Below are 18,637 nucleotides of genomic sequence, written 5' to 3' on the forward strand. Positions count from 1 at the left end.
ACCCACCCCCCAGCCTTGATCACCTTGCTGGCCTTGCTCACGCCTTCAATGTGTGTGGCATACCCCGGAATCCCGCCCGCCGTGCCGGCCTTGCTCCAGTGGTGCGCCAGGCTGCGGCTGGAAATGCCCAGTGCGTTTTTGAGTTTCGGGTGTTCGGGAATGCCGACGCCTTTGCGCACCAGCGGGCCGAGGCTGGTGTCGAGTTGGGCCATCAGGCGTTTGCGTTCGCTGAAGAAGTCGGCGCCCTGGAGTTTGCCGTGTTGATTGAAGGTGCGAGTGTGCAGGGCTTCCAGTTCTCCCAAGGTGCTTTTCAAGTTGGTCAGGTGGTTGTTGAACATCGCGGCGCCAATGCCTACGGCGGTCGAACCCTGGGTGAGGAAGGATTCGATTTCATCGTGATGACGCGCCATGAACTCGGCTTCGGCATCGCTCATGGGCTCGAGGGCGGCGTTGACTTTTTGTGCCGCTTCCATCAGCAAGGCTTCTTCGCGGGTGCATTGTGTGTTGCGCGGGTCGCTGAGCACGATCAGTTGACCGGGTTTGGCGTAACCGCTGAGTTGTGGGTTGAGGTTGCGAAATTTGGCCAGTACGGTTGGGTCCGGTTGCGCAAACAGCAGCGACTCCAGAGCGGTGCGGGACAGAGGCTGCTCGACGATGTGGAAGCCGGGTTCAACATTGGACGCCATCGCGGTGGCGGAGGGTGTTGAGCCCTCATGGCGGCGCACGAACGTTTCGCTGAACGGTGCGTTGCTTTTCAGGCCCTGGATTTGCGCTTCACTCAGCGGTACCGAGGGTGACGCTGCCTTGCCGGTCTCGCCATCGTTTGTTGGTATCGGTGCGCCCCCCTGCTGGATCGCCACGCTACTGAAAATCCCCGCCGGGCCAATGTTGATCCAGTGCCCACCCGACTGAATGGAGATGTTGTCATCGCAGTCGATAACGATCTGCCGGCTCGCGCCGACATGGACGTGCCCACTCGCCTCTAGGGTCTGGTTGCTGACGCGGATTTTGCGGTCGCCGTGAACCTGAAGGCTATCGATGGAAATCTGTCCTTCGGCACTGCCGATCACCACATTGCGCTGGTTGCCGATCTGAACATGCATGTCCTTCAGTACATCCTGATTCCAGTTTCGCTGTGCGCGCAGGTAAATCTCCTCGGCACCTTTGCGATCCTCGATGCGCAACTCGTTGTAGCCACCACCTCCGGGGCTGGTTTGGCTGCGCAAAATGCTGCGCGTCTTGTCCGCTGGCAGGTCCAGCGGCAGCGGTGTCGAGGCGTTGGGCAAACAGCCCATGATCACGGGTTTGTCGGGGTCGCCATGGATAAAGCCCACCAGCACTTCCATGCCGACGCGGGGAATCATCACGCTGCCGTAACGCTCATGGGCCCACCCCGTGGCTACACGCAACCAGCAACTGGAGAGCGCGTCGAACTGGCCTTCCCGGTCCCACAACAGCTGGACCTTGACCCGACCGTACTTGTCGCAATGAATTTCGCTGTTCCTGGGGCCGGTGACCACGGCAGATTGATAACCCGAGACGCGGGTTTTTTCGATCGATGGCGGGCGATAGTAGATGTCCCTCGGTGTGGCCAGAAAGGTATTGTCATAGCCTTGGAAGTCGCCCGTGTCGTCGCTGGGAGCCGACGACTCCAGCACCTGCGGCTGTCGCCCACGGTGATCGATTCGGGTGATCAGCCACCCGTCGTTCCAGGCACGGTTCGGGTGCTCGGCCAGGTCCAGGACATGCCCGCTTGCCAAGTCCGGATCGTCGCTGCTGCCCTTGGCCTGGCGAAAGTCTGCGTTGTGTCGCTCAAGAGCCCGCCGAGCCAGGTGGTGGCCGTGTTCGCGGTCGATGAATTGGCCGGGGAAATAGTAGTCCTCGAGCACCGGCATTTGCTTGTTGTCGACGCTACTTTCGAGGTGGAGGCGCGGTTTCTGGAAGTCGTAGTCCCGGCGCGTAACTGCAGTCGTACGTGGTTCCAGGCGGACGTTGAAGCGGTGGATGACAGGCGTTTCTGCCGCCATGCCATTGCCCGGGAGGTACTTCTTCGGTGTGGGCAATCGGGGGAAAATCATCTGCTCATCGCCGAACATCAGCAGATGACCATCGGGGCTGTGCTGGAAGTGATAGTGGATACCGATTTCGGCGCACAAACGCTGAATGAAGAGCAGATCACTTTCAGCGTATTGCACGCAGTATTCACGTTCGGGGTATTGGCCGCTGAGTCGAAAATGAAAGTCAAGGTGTTCGAAGATACCGTGGTCCTTGAGCACCCGGGCGATGATCTGCGGCACCGATCTTTGCTGGAAAATCCGATGATTGATGCGTCTGTCGAGGTAAGCCATACGCGGGACCAGGCTGATCTGATAGCGCGTCAGGCGTTGGTCGGAGTCGCCTTGGCCGACCCGGGCAATCTGGCCATGAATGCCACGACGTTGCCCATCGAAACTCAGGAATGCCTGACGATGCAGCAGCCTTTCGAGAGGAATGTCGGGCAGCTCGCTGACCAGCTCCAGGTCAAAACGATAGGGTTCGCTGATGGCTTCCAAGCCTGTGAACTCAAGCACCTTGAAGTCATGGTGCTGGTCGCCGTCGAGGCTCAGCGTGAATCGCGGTTGGTTAGCAGGGGTGAACATCCGATGTCTCTCTGCAGAACTGAGGCGATCAATTCTGCATGAGTGGCAACGGGGGATGAGCGGGAGGAGGGGAAATCAGAAATGACCTACGTCCCCTGAAGTTTTGGCCTTCAGACGAGTGCTTGCGACAGCAGGTTTTCTAATGGGGCACTCCCACAGTGGTTTTTGGGTTGACCGCAAATCTGTGATTACCCCCAAAACCTGTAGGAGCAAAGCTTGCTCGCGATAGCAGAGTGTCAGCCGACGATGATGCCGGCTGGTACTCCGTTATCGCGAGCAAGCTTTGCTCCTACAGGTGGTTGCTGGTTGACCACAAGATCTGTGGTCAACCATGTGGCGTGATCAGTCTTCGCGCTTCACCACCAGGGTCAAAATGTCATAGCTCGCCACCAGCTCACCCAACTGGTTGGTGACTTCCACATCCCACGCCACCACCCCTTGCGGGATGCCTTGCGGGCTCTTCTTGCCCTGGTCGATCTTGCGTTTGCAGGTCAGGCGGGCCTGGATGGTGTCGCCGATGCCTACCGGGTTGATGAAGCGCAGGGTGTCGAGGCCGTAGTTGGCCAGCACCGGGCCGACGCCGGGGGAGACGAACAGGCCGGCCGCTGCCGACAGCACGAAGTAGCCGTGGGCGATGCGCTTGCCGAATTGCGATTCCTTGGCGGCGATGTCGTCGAAGTGCATGTAGAAGTGGTCGCCCGACAGGCAACCGAAGTTCACCAGGTCGGCTTCGGTGACGGTGCGACGGTGGGTCAGCAGCGATTCGCCGATTTGCAGGTCCTGGAAGTAGCGACGGAACGGATGCACGTCGGTTTCGATGACCTTGGCGCCGCGCACATACTCACCGGTGACCGCTGCCAGCATGGTCGGCGAACCTTGTACCGCGGCGCGTTGCAGGTAGTGTTTCACCGCACGCAGACCACCGAGTTCTTCACCGCCACCGGCACGGCCCGGACCGCCGTGCTTGAGTTGCGGCAGCGGCGAGCCGTGGCCGGTGGATTCGCCAGCGCAATTGCGGTCCAGTACCAACAGACGACCGTGGAGGGCGGCTGCGACTGGAACGGCTTTGGCCGCGATTTGTGGATCCTTGGTCACCAGACTGGCGACCAGGCTGCCTTTGCCGCGTGCGGCCAGGGCCAGGGCTTCGTCCAGGTCGTCGTAGGCCATCAGGGTACTGACCGGACCGAACGCTTCGATGTCGTGAGCGCCGCCTTCGGCGTGCGGATCGCGCGCCTGCAACAGAGTCGGGGCGAAGAATGCGCCCTTGTCGACGTTCTCGCCACGTGGTTCGAAACCATCGCGGGCACCGAACAGCAGGTCGCTGCTCTGCAACAGCATTTCCAGGCGCTCGGCCACGTCTTTCTGTTGATCGTGGGAGGCCAGTGCGCCCATGCGCACGCCTTCCACCGACGGGTCGCCGACCACGACTTTGGCCAGACGATCACGCAGGCGCGTGGCGACGGCATCGATGTGCTTGGCCGGGACGATGGCGCGACGGATGGCGGTGCATTTCTGCCCGGCCTTGGTGGTCATTTCCTTGGCCACTTCCTTGATGAACAGCTCGAACTCTTGGTCGTCCGGGGTGACGTCCGGGGCGAGGATCGCGCAGTTCAGCGAGTCGGCTTCGGCGGTGAATGGCACCGAGTTGCGAATCAGATTCGGGTTGACCCGCAGCTTGGCGGCGGTGTCGGCGGAACCGGTGAAGGTCACCACGTCCTGGCCTTGCAGGCGGTCAAGCAGGTCGCCGGTGCCACCGATGATCAGTTGCAGGCTGCCCGCTGGCAACAGCCCGGATTCGTCCATCAGGCGAACCACGGCTTCGGTCAGGTAGCTGGTGGCGCTGGCTGGCTTGACGATGCACGGCATACCGGCGAGGAAGCTCGGGGCGAACTTTTCCAGCATGCCCCAGATCGGGAAGTTGAAGGCGTTGATGTGTACCGCCACACCGCCGCGAGGCACCAGGATATGAGTGCCGGCGAACGTGCCCATTTTGCTCAGCTGCATGGCTGGGCCTTCGTGGACGACATTGCCCGACGGCAGTTCACGCGAGCCGAGACTGGCGTAGGTGAACAGGGTGCTGTTGCCGCCTTCGATGTCGATCCAGCTGTCGGCACGGGTCGCGCCGCTGTGGTGGGAAATCGCGTAGAGCTGTTCCTTGCGTTCGGCCAGGTACAGGGCCAGGGCTTTCAGGCGCTGGGCACGTTGCTGGAAGTCGAGCGCCATCAGGCCGCTGACGCCTTGGCGGCGACCGTGCTCGATGGCTTCGGCGAAATCCGGACGCTCTTCATGGGTACGGAAGATTTCATGGCCGTCGATGGCGCTACGCAGGGTTTGCGCGCCTTGTTGGCCGATCCAGCGGCCGGCGATGAAGCTTTGCAGGGTAGGGGCGTGGGACATGGTGGTTCCTGGAATCAATAGGGTTTGGGTCGCCGCAGACCCTGTGGGAGCTGCGATGCGGCGGTCCGACTTGCCAGCGAAGGCTGAGTGTCAGCCGCCATCAATGTTGAATTTGATGGCCTCATCGCGGGCAAGCCCGCTCCCACAGGGGGCAATGCAAATCTGTGAGAGCGGTGTTTCAGAGCTGGTCGAAATCCAGCACGACTTTTTCGCTGATCGGGAAGGCCTGGCACGACAGCACGTAGCCGGCGGCGACTTCGTAGTCTTCCAGGGCGTGGTTGCTGTCCATTTCGACTTCGCCTTCGATGACCTTGCACTTGCAGGTCGAGCACACGCCGGCCTTGCACGAGTAGGGCAGTTCGGCGCCCTGGGCGTTACCGGCGTCGAGGATGCTCTGGCTGTTACGTGGCAGATCGAAGGCCAGGGCGCGGCCGTCGCTGATGACGGTGATCTGGCTGACGGCCGAATCGACTTGGCGGGCGGCTTCACGGGCTTCGCGTTTCTGCTGGCTGCCGGCGGCGGCGAACAGCTCGAAGTGAATGCGTGCAGGGTCCATGTCCTTGGCCTTGAGGCTGTCGCGCACGGTCTCGGTCATCTCCTGCGGGCCGCAAATGAACGCGGCGTCGAGGGCTTTTACGTCGATCCAGCGGCTGAACAGCTGCTCACATTTCTCGGCGTTGATCCGGCCGTTGTACAGGTCGACGTCCTGCTGCTCACGGCTGAACACGAAGATCAGGTTCAGGCGTTGCAGGTAGCGGTTCTTCAGGTCTTCGAGCTGTTCGCGGAACAGCGCGCCGGAGCTGGAACGGTTGCCGTACAGCAGGGTGACGCGGCTGTGGGGCTCGGTTTCCAGGGTGGTCTTGATGATCGACAGGATCGGCGTGATGCCGCTGCCCGCGGCCACGGCCAGGTATTGGCCATGGCGAGCCGGGTCGAGTTCGACGCTGAAATGCCCGGCCGGCGGCATGACTTCCAGAGTCTGTCCGGCCTTCAGTTGTTCGTTGGCGTAGGCGGAAAAACGCCCACCGGCCACGCGCTTGATGGCCACGCGCAGTTCACCGTCGTTAATGCCGGTGCAGATCGAGTAGGAGCGACGCACTTCTTCGCCGTCCAGCTGGGTGCGCATAACCAGGTGCTGGCCCTGGGTGAAGTGGAAGCTGTCTTGCAGTTCCTGTGGAATCTCGAAGGCGATGGACACCGCGTCACGGGTCTCGGTGCGCACGTCCTTGATGGTCAGGCTATGAAACTTGCTCATTGTTGTTCTCCAGCTGGACGGACGACGCCGCTCAGATGCACTTGAAATAGTCGAACGGTTCCCGGCAATCGACGCAGCGATACAGCGCCTTGCACGCGGTGGAGCCGAACTCGCTGAGCACCTCGGTGTGGACGCTGCCGCATTGCGGGCAGGCGATCACCGGGCTTTCACCGAGCAGGCTGCGCTTGCTGGAGCTGCCCTCGGGCGGTGCGATGCCGTAGGCGCGCAGGCGCTCACGGCCGCTGTCGGTGATCCAGTCGGTGGTCCAGGCCGGGGTCAACTTGCGCTCCAGGCGCGGGGCGTTGAAGCCGGCCTGTTCCAGGGCGGCACGGATATCGCCCTCGATCACTTCGGTAGCCGGGCAACCGGAGTAGGTCGGGGTGACCACCACGTGCAGATGGCCGGCCTGCCAGTCCAGATCCCGGACGATGCCCAGATCGACAACGCTGACCACCGGCACTTCCGGGTCCATGACTTCGGACAGAATCGCCCACGCGGCGGTTAAGTCGCTCGGTTGTACCGGCCGGGCGCCCTGGTCGCTGGCGATCAGCTCACCAGGTTGCATCGGGGTACGCTCGTGGCAGGAACTGCATCTCGGCCAGCAGAATGCCCAGGTGTTCGGTGTGCAGGCCCTTGCGCGCATTCAGGTAGAAATAGCTTGGCGCGGCAGGGACGGGCAGGGTGGCGCTGGCGAAAATCTGTTCGACCTTGGCTTGCCATGCACTGGCAACCGTGGCGATGTCCGGGGTGATGCCGGCTTCGCACAGGCGCTGTTCGCTGTCATCGGCGGCGATCAGTTCGACGGTGAAGCGCCAGAGTTCCGGAATGGCCGCGAGCATGCGCTTGTGGCTTTCCTCGGTGCCGTCACCCATGCGCTCGATCCACTCGCCGGAGCGGCGCAGGTGATAGGTGACTTCTTTCACAGCCTTGGCGGCGATGCCGGCAATACGCTCGTCGCTGGACTGGCTCAGGCCCTGCAACACTGGCAGGTGCCAGGCGTCGTAGAGGAACTGCTTGAGCATGGTCACCGCGAAGTCACCGTTGGGTTGTTCCACCAGCAGCAGGTTGCGGTAGGCACGCTCGTCGCGACGGAACGCCAGGTGATCGGCGTCACGGCCGTCGTCCAGCAGTTCGGCGGCGTATTCCAGCCAGTTGCGCGCCTGACCCACCAGGTCGAGGCCGACGTTCATCAGTGCCAGCTCTTCTTCCAGTGCCGGGGCCTTGCCGCACCACTGGCACAGGCGCTGGCCCTGGATCAGGGCACTGTCGCCCAGGCGCAGCAGGTATTCGATCAGATCGGTCTTGTTATTCATGGTCGACCTCACATGTGCCCGACTTCGGCCGGCAGCTCGTAGAAGCTGGCATGGCGGTAAACCTTGTCGTCCGACGGATCGAACAGCGGGTCTTTTTCATCCGGCGACGAAGCAGTGATCAATGCCGAAGGCACGACCCACAGGCTCACGCCTTCGCTGCGACGGGTGTACAGCTCGCGGGCGTTTTCGATGGCCATGGTGGTATCGGCGGCATGTACGCTGCCGACGTGCTTGTGGTTCAGGCCGTGCTTGCTGCGCACGAAAACTTCGAAAAGGGTCCACTCGGACATTTCAGTTACTCCACATCAGGTGGCCGGATCAGGCGGCGTTCTTGTTTTGTTTTTTGCGGGCGTGGGCGACGGCGGCTTCGCGAACCCAGGCACCGTCTTCAATCGCCTTGCGGCGAGTGGCGACACGTTCCTGGTTGCACGGGCCGTTGCCCTTGAGCACTTCGTAGAATTCGTCCCACTGGATCTCGCCGAAGTCGTAGTGGCCGCGTTCGGCGTTCCACTTCAGGTCAGGATCGGGGCAGGTGCAGCCCAGCAACTCCAGCTGCGGGATGGTCTGGTCGATGAAGCGCTGGCGCAGTTCGTCGTTGCTCTGGCGCTTGATCTTCCAGGCCATGGATTGCGCGCTGTTCGGCGAGTGTTCGTCGCTCGGGCCGAACATCATCAGCGACGGCCACCACAGGCGGTTGATCGCGTCCTGGACCATGTCTTTTTGCGCCTGATTACCGTGGCGCATCATGGTCAGGAGGATTTCGTAGCCCTGGCGCTGGTGGAAGCTTTCTTCCTTGCAGATGCGAATCATCGCCCGCGAGTACGGACCGTAAGAGGTGCGCTGCAATACCACCTGGTTAACGATCGCCGCGCCATCCACCAGCCAGCCCACCGCACCCATGTCAGCCCAGTTCAGCGTCGGGTAGTTGAAGATGCTCGAATACTTGGCTTTACCGCTGTGCAGCTTGTCGATTTCTGTATCGCGATCGGCGCCCAGGGTTTCCATGGCGCTGTACAGGTACAGGCCGTGACCGGCCTCGTCCTGGATCTTGGCCATCAGTTGCAGTTTGCGTTTGAGCGATGGCGCGCGGGTGACCCAGTTGCCTTCGGGCAGCATGCCGACGATCTCGGAGTGAGCGTGCTGGGATATCTGCCGGATCAGGGTCTGGCGGTAGGCATCTGGCATCCAGTTCTTGGCTTCGATCTTGATTTCTGAATCGATTTTTTCCTGGAAAGCGCGCTCCTGTTCGGACATTTCCGACAGGTCTTTTATGCGCTTTACGCCTGTTTCTACTAGCTGTGCGTACATTTTAGGTCTCCCGCCTTGAATCTGTTCTGAGGCATGGAGAACTTTATAAGCGATACAGAAATTAATATCAAACACAAAATGACGTGTCGTATTTGTTTTTTGTATCGCTTCCCCTGTAGGAGCGAGCTCTGCTCGCGAAAAACGCCGGGGCAACGCGTTCGTACAGGCAGGGCGCGTCATCGTTGTCGTCCATCGCGAGCAGGGCTCGCTCCTACAGGGGAATGCCGTGCGTACCCTGTGGGAGCAACTGTCTTCACCCTGACATTCGCGAATGCATTCAATCCACTGTAGGAGCGAGCCTGCTCGCGATGAACTCAAGGTCACCACGGGGTATCAGGCAGCCCGCGTCATCGTTGACGTCCATCGCGAGCAGGCTCGCTCCTACAGAGGGCAGGCAGGGCGATGAACCAAAAAAAAGCCCCGCATCAGCGGGGCTCAAAGGGGTGCAGCAGTCATGCTTTAGGGCGTTTGTCCACGACGTGGCAGGCCTTGCCCTCGGATCGCTTGATCGAGTGGAAAGGCTGCAACACGATCCGCGTACTGATCCCGATGTAGGTCTTGATGTGCTTGCTCAACTCGCCACAAACAGCCTTCTGCTGTTCGTCGGTCATGTGCTGATGCTCGGCCCTCAACTCCACGTGAACATCAACGCTGTCCAGGTTGCCGTTGCGATGCAGATGGATCTCGTAGCACTCGGCAAGTTGCTTGATTTTCAGCACCTGTTCTTCGATCTGCGTCGGGAACACGTTGACGCCGCGAATGATCAGCATGTCGTCGCTGCGTCCGGTGATTTTGTCGATGCGACGCATTGGCCGCGCGGTGCCCGGCAGCAGGCGCGTCAGGTCGCGGGTGCGGTAACGGATCATCGGCAGGGCTTCTTTGCTCAGGGAGGTGAACACCAGTTCACCCATCTGGCCGTCCGGCAGCACTTCGCCGGTGATCGGGTCGATGATTTCCGGGTAGAAGTGGTCTTCCCAGATGGTCGGGCCGTCCTTGGTTTCGGCGCATTCCATGGCAACGCCCGGGCCCATGATTTCCGACAGGCCGTAGATGTCCAGGGCGGTGATGCCCATGCGCGCCTCGATGGCGCTGCGCAGTTCGGCGGTCCACGGCTCGGCACCGAAGATCCCCAGGCGCAGGGCCAGTTTGTGCGGGTCGATGCCCTGGCGCTCGATTTCATCGGCGATGTTGAGCATGTAGGACGGCGTGACCATGATGATGTCTGGCTGGAAATCCTTGATCAGCTGCACTTGCTTTTCAGTCTGGCCGCCGGACATCGGAATCACGGTGCAACCCAGGCGCTCGGCACCGTAGTGCGCACCGAGGCCGCCGGTGAACAGGCCGTAGCCATAGGAAATGTGCACTTTATCGCCACGACGACCGCCAGCCGCGCGGATCGAACGGGCCACGACGTTGGCCCAGGTGTCGATGTCGTTCTGGGTGTAGCCGACGACGGTCGGTTTGCCGGTGGTGCCGCTGGAGGCGTGCAGGCGCACGATGTCGTGCATTGGCACGGCGAACATGCCGTAGGGGTAGTTGTCACGCAGGTCGGACTTGGTGGTGAACGGGAACTTCGCCAGGTCCTCGAGGGACTTGATGTCATCCGGGTGCACACCCAGCGCATCGAAGCGCTGACGGTACAGCGGCACGTTCTCGTAAGCGTGCTTTAGGCTCCAGCGCAGACGTTCCAGCTGGTGTTGACGGAGTTCGTCGACGCTGGCGGTTTCCAGCGGGTCCAGCACGGGATCAAGCGTGGATTGGGAAATTGGCATGTTCATGGTTTCACTCGAATTGTTTTTGTGTTCAAGCCCCTGCACGCGGGGGCTTTGAGTGCATGCCCCAAGGATACCTCTGGGTTCCTTGGGAATCGCGATTCTTTAGTGGGATAGACGCTCGATGATCAGCGCGATCCCTTGGCCGACGCCGATGCACATGGTGCACAGGGCATAGCGGCCTTGGCGTTCTTCCAGCTCGTGCAGGGCGGTGGTCACCAGACGCGCGCCGCTCATGCCCAGCGGATGGCCCAGGGCAATGGCGCCGCCGTTGGGGTTGACCCGTGGATCGGTGTCGCTCAGACCCAGCTCGCGCAGCACCGCCAGGCCTTGGGCGGCAAAGGCTTCGTTGAGCTCGATGATGTCCATGTCCGCCAGGCTCAGGTTGGCCAGCTCCAGCACTTTGCGGGTTGCCGGCACCGGGCCGATGCCCATGATCCGCGGCTCGACGCCGGCGGTGGCCATTGCCACCACGCGGCCACGGGCGGTCAGGCCATGGCGTTGGGCGACTTCGGGGCTGGCCAGCAGTAGGGCGCAGGCACCGTCGTTGACGCCCGAGGCATTGCCGGCGGTGACGCTGCCGCCTTCGCGGAACGGCGTGCCGAGTTTGGCCAGTTGCTCCAGCGTGGTATCGCCGCGCGGGTGTTCATCGTGCTCGACGATCTTGGCCGGGCCTTTGCGCTGGGGGATTTCCACCGCAACGATTTCCTTGGCCAGGCGACCGTTGGCCTGGGCAGCCGCGGCGCGTTGCTGGCTGCGCAGGGCGAAAGCGTCCTGATCAGCGCGGGAAATATTGAACTGTGCGGCGACGTTCTCCGCGGTTTCCGGCATGGAATCGATGCCGAAAGCCTTTTTCATCAGCGGATTGACGAAACGCCAGCCGATAGTGGTGTCGAAAATCTCGGCCTGACGGGAGAACGCCTGCTCGGCCTTGCCCATCACCAGCGGTGCGCGGGACATCGATTCCACGCCACCCACCAGCATCAGCCCGGCCTCGCCACTGCGAATCGCCCGCGCTGCGGTACCGACCGCATCCAGCCCGGAACCGCACAGGCGGTTGAGGGTGGTGCCCGGCACGCTGACCGGCAACCCGGCCAGCAAGGCCGACATGCGTGCGACGTTGCGGTTGTCTTCGCCGGCCTGGTTGGCGCAGCCGTAGATCACATCGTCGACGCTGCTCCAGTCCACTTGCGGGTGGCGGCGTTGCAGTTCACGCAGCGGCACCGCGCCGAGGTCGTCGGCGCGCACGCTGCTCAGGACTCCGGCGTAGCGGCCGATGGGCGTGCGTACCGCGTCGATAATCAGGGCGTCATTCATTCGGGGTCTCCTGCGCCAGCACCGGGCCGCGCACTTTGTAGGATTTGCCGTGGAACAGGGCGATCAACTGGCCCTGCTGGTTTTCAATACGTACGTCGTAATTGCCGGTGCGGCCGGAGCGGCTTTGCTCGGTGCAGTCGGCACTCAAGGTGTCGCCCAGGCGGGCCGGGGCGATGTAGTCGATGCTGCAACCGATGGCCACGGTGGCTTCGTTGTAGCTGTTGCAGGCAAAGGCAAACGCCGAGTCGGCGAGGGCGAACAGGTAGCCGCCGTGGCAGGTGCCGTGGCCCTGGACCATGTCGGCGCGCACGGTCATGCCCACGCGAGCAGTACCGGGGCCGGCGGACAGCAGACGCATGCCCATGGCCTGGCTGGCGGCGTCGCGCTGGAACAGCGACTGCGCACAGTCGCTGGCCAGGGTCATCGCTTCATGGTTAGTCATGGAAGTTTCTCCCTTCGGCCACGCGGCGGCGCAACAACAGCGACGGTCGGTAGCGTTCTTCGCCGTAAGCGACTTGCAGGTTGTCCAGCACGGTCAGGATGTGCGGCAGGCCCACGGCATCGGCCCAGGCCAGCGGGCCTTGGGGGTAGTTGACCCCGGCGCGCATGGCCAGATCGATGTCGGCGGCTGAGGCCACGCCTTGCAGCAGGGCATCGGCGGCTTCATTGGCGAGCATCGCCACGCTGCGCAGCACGGCGAGGGCCGGGCTGTCGCTGAGCAGGCTGACCTTGAGTCCGGTTCGCTGCAGCAGAGCAACACCTTGTTCGAGGGCCAGCGGATCGATGCCTGCTGCGTAACTGATGGCGATGCGTTTGGCAGTGGCGTAATCGCCCGCCAGATCCAGCAGGATCAGATTGCGCAGGCCGTCTTCTTTGGCACGCTGACAGGCCATGCGGCCGTCGCTCAAGGCCAGCACCGCGTCACCAACCCGCAGCAGGCCACGGCCGTCGCGCTGGATGACGTTGACGCCTTGTTCGCGCAGGCGTGGCAGCAAGCCTTGGGCGATACCCAGATCGCCTTCGACGAGGCAGGCTTCGACGCTGGCGCTGCTGGTGATTTCGCTCGCTGGCGGGCGTTCGACGCCCTGGGCATAGGAATAGAAGCCCTGTCCGCTTTTACGGCCGAAACGACCACCGTCCACCAGTTCCTTCTGGATCAGCGAAGGCTGGAAGCGGGTGTCCTGGTAGTAGGCGTCGAACACCGAGCACGTCACGGCGTAGTTGACGTCATGGCCGATCAGGTCGGTCAGCTCGAAGGCGCCCATGGCAAAGCCGCCGGCCTCGCGCATCAGTGCATCCAGGGTTGGGCAATCGGCGGCGCCTTCCTGCAACAGACGTAGGCTTTCGGCGTAGAACGGCCGGGCCACGCGGTTGACGATGAAACCCGGCGTGGAGCGGGTGTGTACCGGTTTCTTGCCCCAGGCCTTGGCGGTGTCGTACAGGCATTCGGCCAGAGCCGGATCGCTGGCCAGGCCCGAGACGATTTCCACCAGCGCCATGACCGGCGCCGGGTTGAAGAAGTGGAGGCCGAGCAGGCGTTCCGGATGCTCCAGCTGCGCGGCGATGCTGGTGATCGACAGCGATGAGGTGTTGCTGGCCAGAATGCATTGCGCGCCGCAGATGCCTTCCAGCTGACGGAACAGCGCGCGCTTCACGTCGAGGTTCTCGACGATCGCTTCAATGATCAGATCGCAATCGGCCAGGGCTTCGATAGCTTCCACAGCTTGCAGGCGGGCAATGGTTGCGGTGCGCGACTCGGCGGACAGTTTGCCGTTCTCGACCCGTTTGCCCAGTTGCCGGTCAATGCCTTGGATGGCCTGGGCGGCAGCACCGGGACGATTGTCCAGCAGCAATACCGGATGGCCGGCCTGCGCCGCGACCTGGGCAATGCCGGCACCCATGGCACCCGCGCCGATCACGGCGACGCGTTCAGTTTTATTCAATGCGGTCATGACTCAACGCCCCTTGAAGCTTGGGGTGCGTTTTTCCATGAAGGCGCTGACGCCTTCGCGGTAATCCTCGCTGCGCCCGGCCAGGCGTTGCAGGTCACGCTCGAGTTCCAGCTGTTCGTCGAAGCTGTTGCTCATGCTGGCGTTGAGGCTGCGCTTGATCAGCGCCAGGCCGTAGGTCGGCTGGGTGGCCAGGTGTTGCGCGAGCTTGAGTGCTTCGTCACGCAGTTCGGCGTCGTCCACACAGCGGTAGATCAGGCCCCATTGCTCGGCCTGTTCGGCGCTCAGGCGATTGCCGAGCAAGGCCAGGGCCTTGGCGCGGGCCATACCGACCAGGCGCGGCAGGGTCCAGGTACCACCGGAATCCGGGATCAGGCCGATCTTGCAGAAGGCCTGGATGAAGCTGGCCGAGCGTGCGGCCAATACCAGGTCGCAGGCCAGGGGAATGTTCGCGCCAGCACCCGCCGCCACGCCGTTGACCGCGCAAATCACCGGCATCGGTAGGTCACGCAGTTGGCGGATCATTGGGTTGTAGAACTTCTCGATGGACTCGCCCAGGTCCGGCACGGCACTCCCCGGCGCGACGTTGCGATCGCTCAGGTCTTGTCCGGCGCAGAAGCCGCGGCCTTCACCGGTCAGCAGCAACACGCGCACGTCCGGGTTCTGCCGTACCTGTTTCAGCGCTTCTTTCACTTCGCCATGCATCTGGGTGTTGAAGCTGTTGAGCTGATCCGGACGATTGAGGCTCAGCAGGGCGACGCCAGCGTCGATGGAAAACAGGATGTGTTCGAAGTTCATGTTGTGGGCGCTCTCTAAGAGGTCGTACGAATTCGTTGTTGATTACTGGCCAGTAAAGTTCGGCGTGCGCTTTTCCTGGAACGCCGCGATGCCTTCGTTGCGGTCACGGGTGCCGGCCAGCACGGTGAAGGCGTGGCGCTCGAAACGCAGGCCGCTGGCCAGGTCGGTGTCCATGGCCTTGAGCAGCGCTTCCTTGGCCAGGCGCACGGCCAGTGGGGCTTTGGCAGCGATGGCGCGGGCGACTTGCAGGGCGCGCTCGACGGTGAATTCCGGTTGGGTGACTTCGCTGACCAGGCCGGCGCGTTGCGCCTGGCGGGCATCGATCGGCTCGCCGGTCAGCACCATCTGCATGGCCATGGATTTGCCGACAGCGCGCAGCAGGCGTTGGGTGCCACCGGCGCCGGGCATGATCCCGAGGTTGATTTCCGGCTGGCCGAAGCGCGCGTCTTCGCCGGCAATGATGATGTCGGCGTGCATCGCCAGTTCGCAGCCACCGCCCAGGGCGAAGCCGTTGACGGCGGCGATCAGCGGTTTGCTGAAGCGGGTGATGGCCTGCCAGGAGGCCTGGCGCGGGTCGTCGAGGATGCCGACCAGATCGCGCTCGGCCATTTCCTTGATGTCGGCACCGGCGGCGAATGCCTTGCGGCTGCCGGTGATGACCACGGCGCGGGTGTCGGGATCGGCCTGGGCGACGGCGAGTTCGTCGGCCAGTTCGCCCAGCAGTTGGGTGTTCAGGGCATTCAGCGCCTGTGGGCGCTGCAGGGTAATCAGGCGCACGCCAGTGTCGAGCGTTTCGACGGTCAGGGTTTGAGGCACGGCGGTTGCCCTCACGGTGTACGCACGGCGGGAGTGCCGGCTTGTTATTGGATCGGCCGCAGGGGCCGGTTTTGCCGGAGTATACCCGTAACGTGATACGAAAATGCAATACAAAAATTGATTTGATGTGTCCTATTGTCGGATTTGTGTTTTTTAGAAGCCTGTATCAGCCAATCGGTTGTAAGGGCTTTTCCCCCGTGTTTATTGGCTTTGGTGGTGTTCCAGAGCGGCGGGTTAGGTGGACGGATCCCGGGCTTTTCAAGTGATACGCTTTTTTGTCTTTGTGCTGATAAAAGCGATGTGATACAAATTGAGTCAATAAATGCATCGCTTTGTAAAGGAAGCCGCCATGACCTGCTACAGCCTCGATGGCCTGACCCCGGTGATCGACCCCACTGCTTATGTGCACCCGACGGCTGTCCTGATCGGTGACGTCATCATCGGTGCGCATTGCTATGTAGGGCCGCTGGCGAGCCTGCGCGGTGACTTCGGGCGGATCGTGCTGGAAGAGGGTGCCAACCTGCAGGACACCTGCGTGATGCACGGTTTCCCGGACAGTGACACGGTGGTCGAGCGCAACGGTCACATCGGCCACGGCGCGGTATTGCACGGTTGCCGGATCGGCGCCGATGCATTGGTAGGCATGAATGCAGTGGTGATGGACAACGCGCGCATCGGCCCGCGGTCCTTCGTCTCGGCGGCGGCGTTCGTCAAGGCCGGTTTCGAATGCCCCGAGCAATCGCTGGTGATGGGCGCGCCGGCCAGCATCAAGCGCACCCTCAGCGATCAGGAAGTGGCGTGGAAACAGGCGGGTACCCGTGAGTATCAAGAGCTGGCCAAGCGGTGCCTCACGCAGATGCAAGAGTGCGAGCCGTTGACCGAGCCGGAGGCGGATCGGCCGCGTATGAGTGATCGTGGGTTGCGGCCCAAGGACAGCACCAATCCCCTGTAGGAGCAAAGCTTGCTCGCGATGGCGGTGTGTCATTAAACATTGATGTCGACTGACACGACGCTATCGCGAGCAAGCTTTGCTCCTACAGGTGGCTCCTCTTTCGGTATATTCCTTTTCTTTTTTTAGCCCGGTACGCCCATGTCGTCCCTGACACCCCTGAACCATCTGATCACCCGCTTCCAGGAGCAGACGCCAATCCGCGCCAGCTCCCTGATCATCACCTTGTACGGTGATGCCATCGAACCCCATGGCGGTACCGTGTGGCTGGGTAGCCTGATTCAATTGCTCGAACCGATCGGCATCAACGAGCGGCTGATCCGCACCTCGATTTTCCGTTTGACCAAGGAAGGCTGGCTGACGGCCGAGAAAGTCGGCCGGCGCAGTTACTACAGCCTGACCGGCACCGGTCGCCGGCGTTTCGACAAGGCATTCAAGCGGGTCTACAGCACCAGCATGCCGGCCTGGGATGGTTCCTGGTGCCTGGTGATGCTCTCGCAACTGACCCAGGACAAGCGCAAACAAGTGCGTGAAGAACTGGAGTGGCAAGGTTTTGGTGCGATTTCGCCGGCGGTGCTCGCCTGCCCGCGCAGCGACCGCACCGACGTCAACGCGACCCTGCTCGACCTTGGCGCCCTGGAAGAAACCATCGTCTTCGAAACCACCGCCCAGGACGTGCTGGCCTCCAAGGCCCTGCGTCTGCAGGTGCGCGAGAGTTGGAACATCGAGGAACTGGCGACCCATTACAGCGAGTTCATCCAGCTGTTCCGACCGCTCTGGCAAGCGCTTCGCGAGCAGGAAAACCTGCAACCGGCGGACTGCTTCCTGGCACGGATTCTGCTGATTCACGAATACCGCAAACTGCTGCTGCGCGATCCGCAATTGCCGGACGAGCTATTGCCCGGTGACTGGGAAGGTCGAGCAGCCCGCCAGTTGTGCCGCAACATTTACCGTTTGATTTACGCCAAGGCCGAGGAATGGCTGAACAGTGCACTGGAAACTGCCGACGGCCCGTTGCCGGACGTGGGCGAGAGTTTTTATCGACGCTTTGGCGGGTTGAAATAACCCGCTGTCAGACACGCTCAGGGATTGACGTAGACAATAACAATAAGCCTGCGTGAGGCCTGCCATGATTTCTACAATTGCACAGCGCCAGGATGGGTTCGATCAGTGGATCCATCAGATCAACCAGATCTGCGGCGCCTTCAACGCACAACCCCTGGGCACCGGTTTTGCCGGGCAGATCCGGGAATACCGCAGCGATGCGCTCAAGCTCAGCTTCGTCGATGTCTGCCAGGCGCGGCTGTACCGCACGCCGCAGGAAGTGGCGGCGGGCGAGGGCGGCAAGTACTTCGCGGTATTCCAGCTCGATGGCACGGCGGGCATGGCCCAGGGCGACGACAGGGTGTTGCTGTCCGCCGGTGACATCACGCTGATCGATGCCGCGCGGCCCAGCGATTTCACCTACAGCGAAAACTCCCGGCAATTGTCGCTGATCCTGCCGTCGCAACTGGTGGAGCAGACCCTTCGCTTCAATCAGGTCAGGTGCGGCCATCGCATTCCGGCGACATCGCCCATGGCCATGCTCTCGCATCGCTTGATCCTCGAGGCCACGCGCCAACCGGACTTGAGCCGCCACGAAAGTGAAGCGACCCTGGAGGCGCTTGTCAGCCTGCTGCGTCCGGCCATCAGTCAGGCTGACGATTGCACGGATCTGCACGAGCGCACTTTCCGCAAGACCCTGAGCTTCATCGACCAGCACATCCGCTCCGAAGAGCTGTGCCCGGAATGGCTGGCCCGAGAAGTCGGGATGTCCACCCGTGGCCTGTACCGGATGTTCGCCAAGAAGGGCCTGGTGGTGGCGCGCTACATCAAGAACCGTCGCCTGGACCTGTGCGCCGAATCCCTGCGCCAATCGGGCAAGGAACAGAAGTTGTCGGTGCTGGGGTATTCGTGGGGGTTTTCCGATTCGAGCTACTTCTCCACAGCGTTCAAATCGCGCTTCGGCATTGCGCCGGGGGAATACCGCAAGCAGCATGCGTGAGGGTTCGCCTCAGCGATGATTCACCCTGTGGGAGCAAAGCTTGCTCGCGATGGTGTGTCAGCTAAAGGGTTGTCGACTGG

The 18,637-nt window shown here is 62.1% G+C and carries 15 protein-coding genes and 1 pseudogene; 3 read left to right on the top strand and 13 right to left on the bottom strand.

Translation table 11 applies throughout. From position 1 onward, the window contains the following. Nucleotides 1-731: 731 nt before the first annotated feature. The 13 genes and pseudogenes from tssI to paaF all read right to left on the bottom strand — a co-directional run. Nucleotides 732-2,639: pseudogene (gene tssI / locus GPL81_RS15760) on the bottom strand (type VI secretion system tip protein TssI/VgrG); the annotation flags it as partial. Nucleotides 2,640-2,981: 342 nt separating this feature from the next. Continuing rightward, a complete protein-coding gene (gene paaZ / locus GPL81_RS15765; protein WP_160107518.1) occupies nucleotides 2,982-5,036 on the bottom strand; it encodes a phenylacetic acid degradation bifunctional protein PaaZ in 2,055 nt (684 codons plus the stop codon). A gap of 178 nt (nucleotides 5,037-5,214) precedes the next feature. Continuing rightward, nucleotides 5,215-6,291: a 1,2-phenylacetyl-CoA epoxidase subunit PaaE gene (gene paaE, locus GPL81_RS15770; protein WP_160107519.1), complete on the bottom strand. Its 1,077-nt coding sequence runs from the start codon at nucleotides 6,289-6,291 to the stop codon at nucleotides 5,215-5,217. A 31-nt stretch (nucleotides 6,292-6,322) separates the two neighbouring features. Then, nucleotides 6,323-6,856, bottom strand: coding sequence for a 1,2-phenylacetyl-CoA epoxidase subunit PaaD (gene paaD, locus GPL81_RS15775; RefSeq protein ID WP_160107520.1), 534 nt, complete (start codon nucleotides 6,854-6,856; stop codon nucleotides 6,323-6,325). After that, entirely contained in the window at nucleotides 6,843-7,604 is a 762-nt protein-coding gene (gene paaC / locus GPL81_RS15780; RefSeq protein ID WP_160107521.1) for a 1,2-phenylacetyl-CoA epoxidase subunit PaaC, read from the bottom strand. The genes paaD and paaC overlap by 14 nt, the downstream gene beginning before the upstream one ends. Nucleotides 7,605-7,612: 8 nt before the next feature. Continuing rightward, nucleotides 7,613-7,894: a 1,2-phenylacetyl-CoA epoxidase subunit PaaB gene (gene paaB / locus GPL81_RS15785; RefSeq protein WP_007943393.1), complete on the bottom strand. Its 282-nt coding sequence runs from the start codon at nucleotides 7,892-7,894 to the stop codon at nucleotides 7,613-7,615. Nucleotides 7,895-7,922: 28 nt separating this feature from the next. Then, nucleotides 7,923-8,912, bottom strand: a complete 990-nt coding sequence (gene paaA, locus GPL81_RS15790; protein WP_160107522.1) for a 1,2-phenylacetyl-CoA epoxidase subunit PaaA — start codon at nucleotides 8,910-8,912, stop codon at nucleotides 7,923-7,925. 452 nt (nucleotides 8,913-9,364) lie between these two features. Beyond that, the gene (paaK, locus tag GPL81_RS15795; RefSeq protein WP_160107523.1) at nucleotides 9,365-10,690 is read right to left on the bottom strand and encodes a phenylacetate--CoA ligase PaaK; all 1,326 of its coding nucleotides are present in this window, start codon (nucleotides 10,688-10,690) and stop codon (nucleotides 9,365-9,367) included. Nucleotides 10,691-10,789: 99 nt separating this feature from the next. After that, nucleotides 10,790-12,001, bottom strand: a complete 1,212-nt coding sequence (gene pcaF, locus GPL81_RS15800) for a 3-oxoadipyl-CoA thiolase (RefSeq protein WP_160107524.1) — start codon at nucleotides 11,999-12,001, stop codon at nucleotides 10,790-10,792. Further along, nucleotides 11,994-12,443 (bottom strand): hydroxyphenylacetyl-CoA thioesterase PaaI, encoded by a 450-nt coding sequence (paaI, locus tag GPL81_RS15805; protein WP_160107525.1) that lies wholly within the window; start codon nucleotides 12,441-12,443, stop codon nucleotides 11,994-11,996. Before paaI ends, pcaF begins: the two co-directional genes overlap by 8 nt. Continuing rightward, nucleotides 12,436-13,953 (bottom strand): 3-hydroxyacyl-CoA dehydrogenase PaaH, encoded by a 1,518-nt coding sequence (paaH, locus tag GPL81_RS15810; RefSeq protein WP_160107526.1) that lies wholly within the window; start codon nucleotides 13,951-13,953, stop codon nucleotides 12,436-12,438. The genes paaI and paaH overlap by 8 nt, the downstream gene beginning before the upstream one ends. Before the next feature lie 3 nt (nucleotides 13,954-13,956). Then, entirely contained in the window at nucleotides 13,957-14,748 is a 792-nt protein-coding gene (gene paaG / locus GPL81_RS15815; protein ID WP_160107527.1) for a 2-(1,2-epoxy-1,2-dihydrophenyl)acetyl-CoA isomerase PaaG, read from the bottom strand. Nucleotides 14,749-14,790: 42 nt separating this feature from the next. Then, a complete protein-coding gene (gene paaF / locus GPL81_RS15820; RefSeq protein WP_160107528.1) occupies nucleotides 14,791-15,564 on the bottom strand; it encodes a 2,3-dehydroadipyl-CoA hydratase PaaF in 774 nt (257 codons plus the stop codon). A 349-nt stretch (nucleotides 15,565-15,913) separates the two neighbouring features. Between paaF and paaY the strand changes: the two genes are divergently transcribed. From paaY to feaR, 3 genes are all read left to right on the top strand, one after another. Next, complete coding sequence (gene paaY / locus GPL81_RS15825; RefSeq protein ID WP_160107561.1) at nucleotides 15,914-16,516, top strand: phenylacetic acid degradation protein PaaY; 603 nt, start codon at nucleotides 15,914-15,916, stop codon at nucleotides 16,514-16,516. A 138-nt stretch (nucleotides 16,517-16,654) separates the two neighbouring features. Beyond that, a complete protein-coding gene (paaX, locus tag GPL81_RS15830; RefSeq protein ID WP_096509923.1) occupies nucleotides 16,655-17,578 on the top strand; it encodes a phenylacetic acid degradation operon negative regulatory protein PaaX in 924 nt (307 codons plus the stop codon). Between the two features lie 64 nt (nucleotides 17,579-17,642). Beyond that, complete coding sequence (gene feaR, locus GPL81_RS15835; RefSeq protein ID WP_160107529.1) at nucleotides 17,643-18,557, top strand: transcriptional regulator FeaR; 915 nt, start codon at nucleotides 17,643-17,645, stop codon at nucleotides 18,555-18,557. Nucleotides 18,558-18,637: the final 80 nt, after the last annotated feature.

The sequence above is a fragment of the Pseudomonas izuensis genome (assembly GCF_009861505.1).
Lineage (GTDB): Bacteria > Pseudomonadota > Gammaproteobacteria > Pseudomonadales > Pseudomonadaceae > Aquipseudomonas > Aquipseudomonas izuensis.

Excerpts from the sequence above, each read along its gene's own strand:
- paaC (WP_160107521.1), bottom strand. The coding sequence starts at position 7,604 with ATGAATAACAAGACCGATCTGATCGAATACCTGCTGCGCCTGGGCGAC.
- paaD (WP_160107520.1), bottom strand. The coding sequence starts at position 6,856 with ATGCAACCTGGTGAGCTGATCGCCAGCGACCAGGGCGCCCGGCCGGTA.
- feaR (WP_160107529.1), top strand. The coding sequence starts at position 17,643 with ATGATTTCTACAATTGCACAGCGCCAGGATGGGTTCGATCAGTGGATC.
- paaG (WP_160107527.1), bottom strand. The coding sequence starts at position 14,748 with ATGAACTTCGAACACATCCTGTTTTCCATCGACGCTGGCGTCGCCCTG.
- paaY (WP_160107561.1), top strand. The coding sequence starts at position 15,914 with ATGACCTGCTACAGCCTCGATGGCCTGACCCCGGTGATCGACCCCACT.
- paaA (WP_160107522.1), bottom strand. The coding sequence starts at position 8,912 with ATGTACGCACAGCTAGTAGAAACAGGCGTAAAGCGCATAAAAGACCTG.
- paaK (WP_160107523.1), bottom strand. The coding sequence starts at position 10,690 with ATGAACATGCCAATTTCCCAATCCACGCTTGATCCCGTGCTGGACCCG.
- paaX (WP_096509923.1), top strand. The coding sequence starts at position 16,655 with ATGTCGTCCCTGACACCCCTGAACCATCTGATCACCCGCTTCCAGGAG.
- paaI (WP_160107525.1), bottom strand. The coding sequence starts at position 12,443 with ATGACTAACCATGAAGCGATGACCCTGGCCAGCGACTGTGCGCAGTCG.
- paaZ (WP_160107518.1), bottom strand. The coding sequence starts at position 5,036 with ATGTCCCACGCCCCTACCCTGCAAAGCTTCATCGCCGGCCGCTGGATC.
- pcaF (WP_160107524.1), bottom strand. The coding sequence starts at position 12,001 with ATGAATGACGCCCTGATTATCGACGCGGTACGCACGCCCATCGGCCGC.
- paaH (WP_160107526.1), bottom strand. The coding sequence starts at position 13,953 with ATGACCGCATTGAATAAAACTGAACGCGTCGCCGTGATCGGCGCGGGT.
- paaB (WP_007943393.1), bottom strand. The coding sequence starts at position 7,894 with ATGTCCGAGTGGACCCTTTTCGAAGTTTTCGTGCGCAGCAAGCACGGC.
- paaE (WP_160107519.1), bottom strand. The coding sequence starts at position 6,291 with ATGAGCAAGTTTCATAGCCTGACCATCAAGGACGTGCGCACCGAGACC.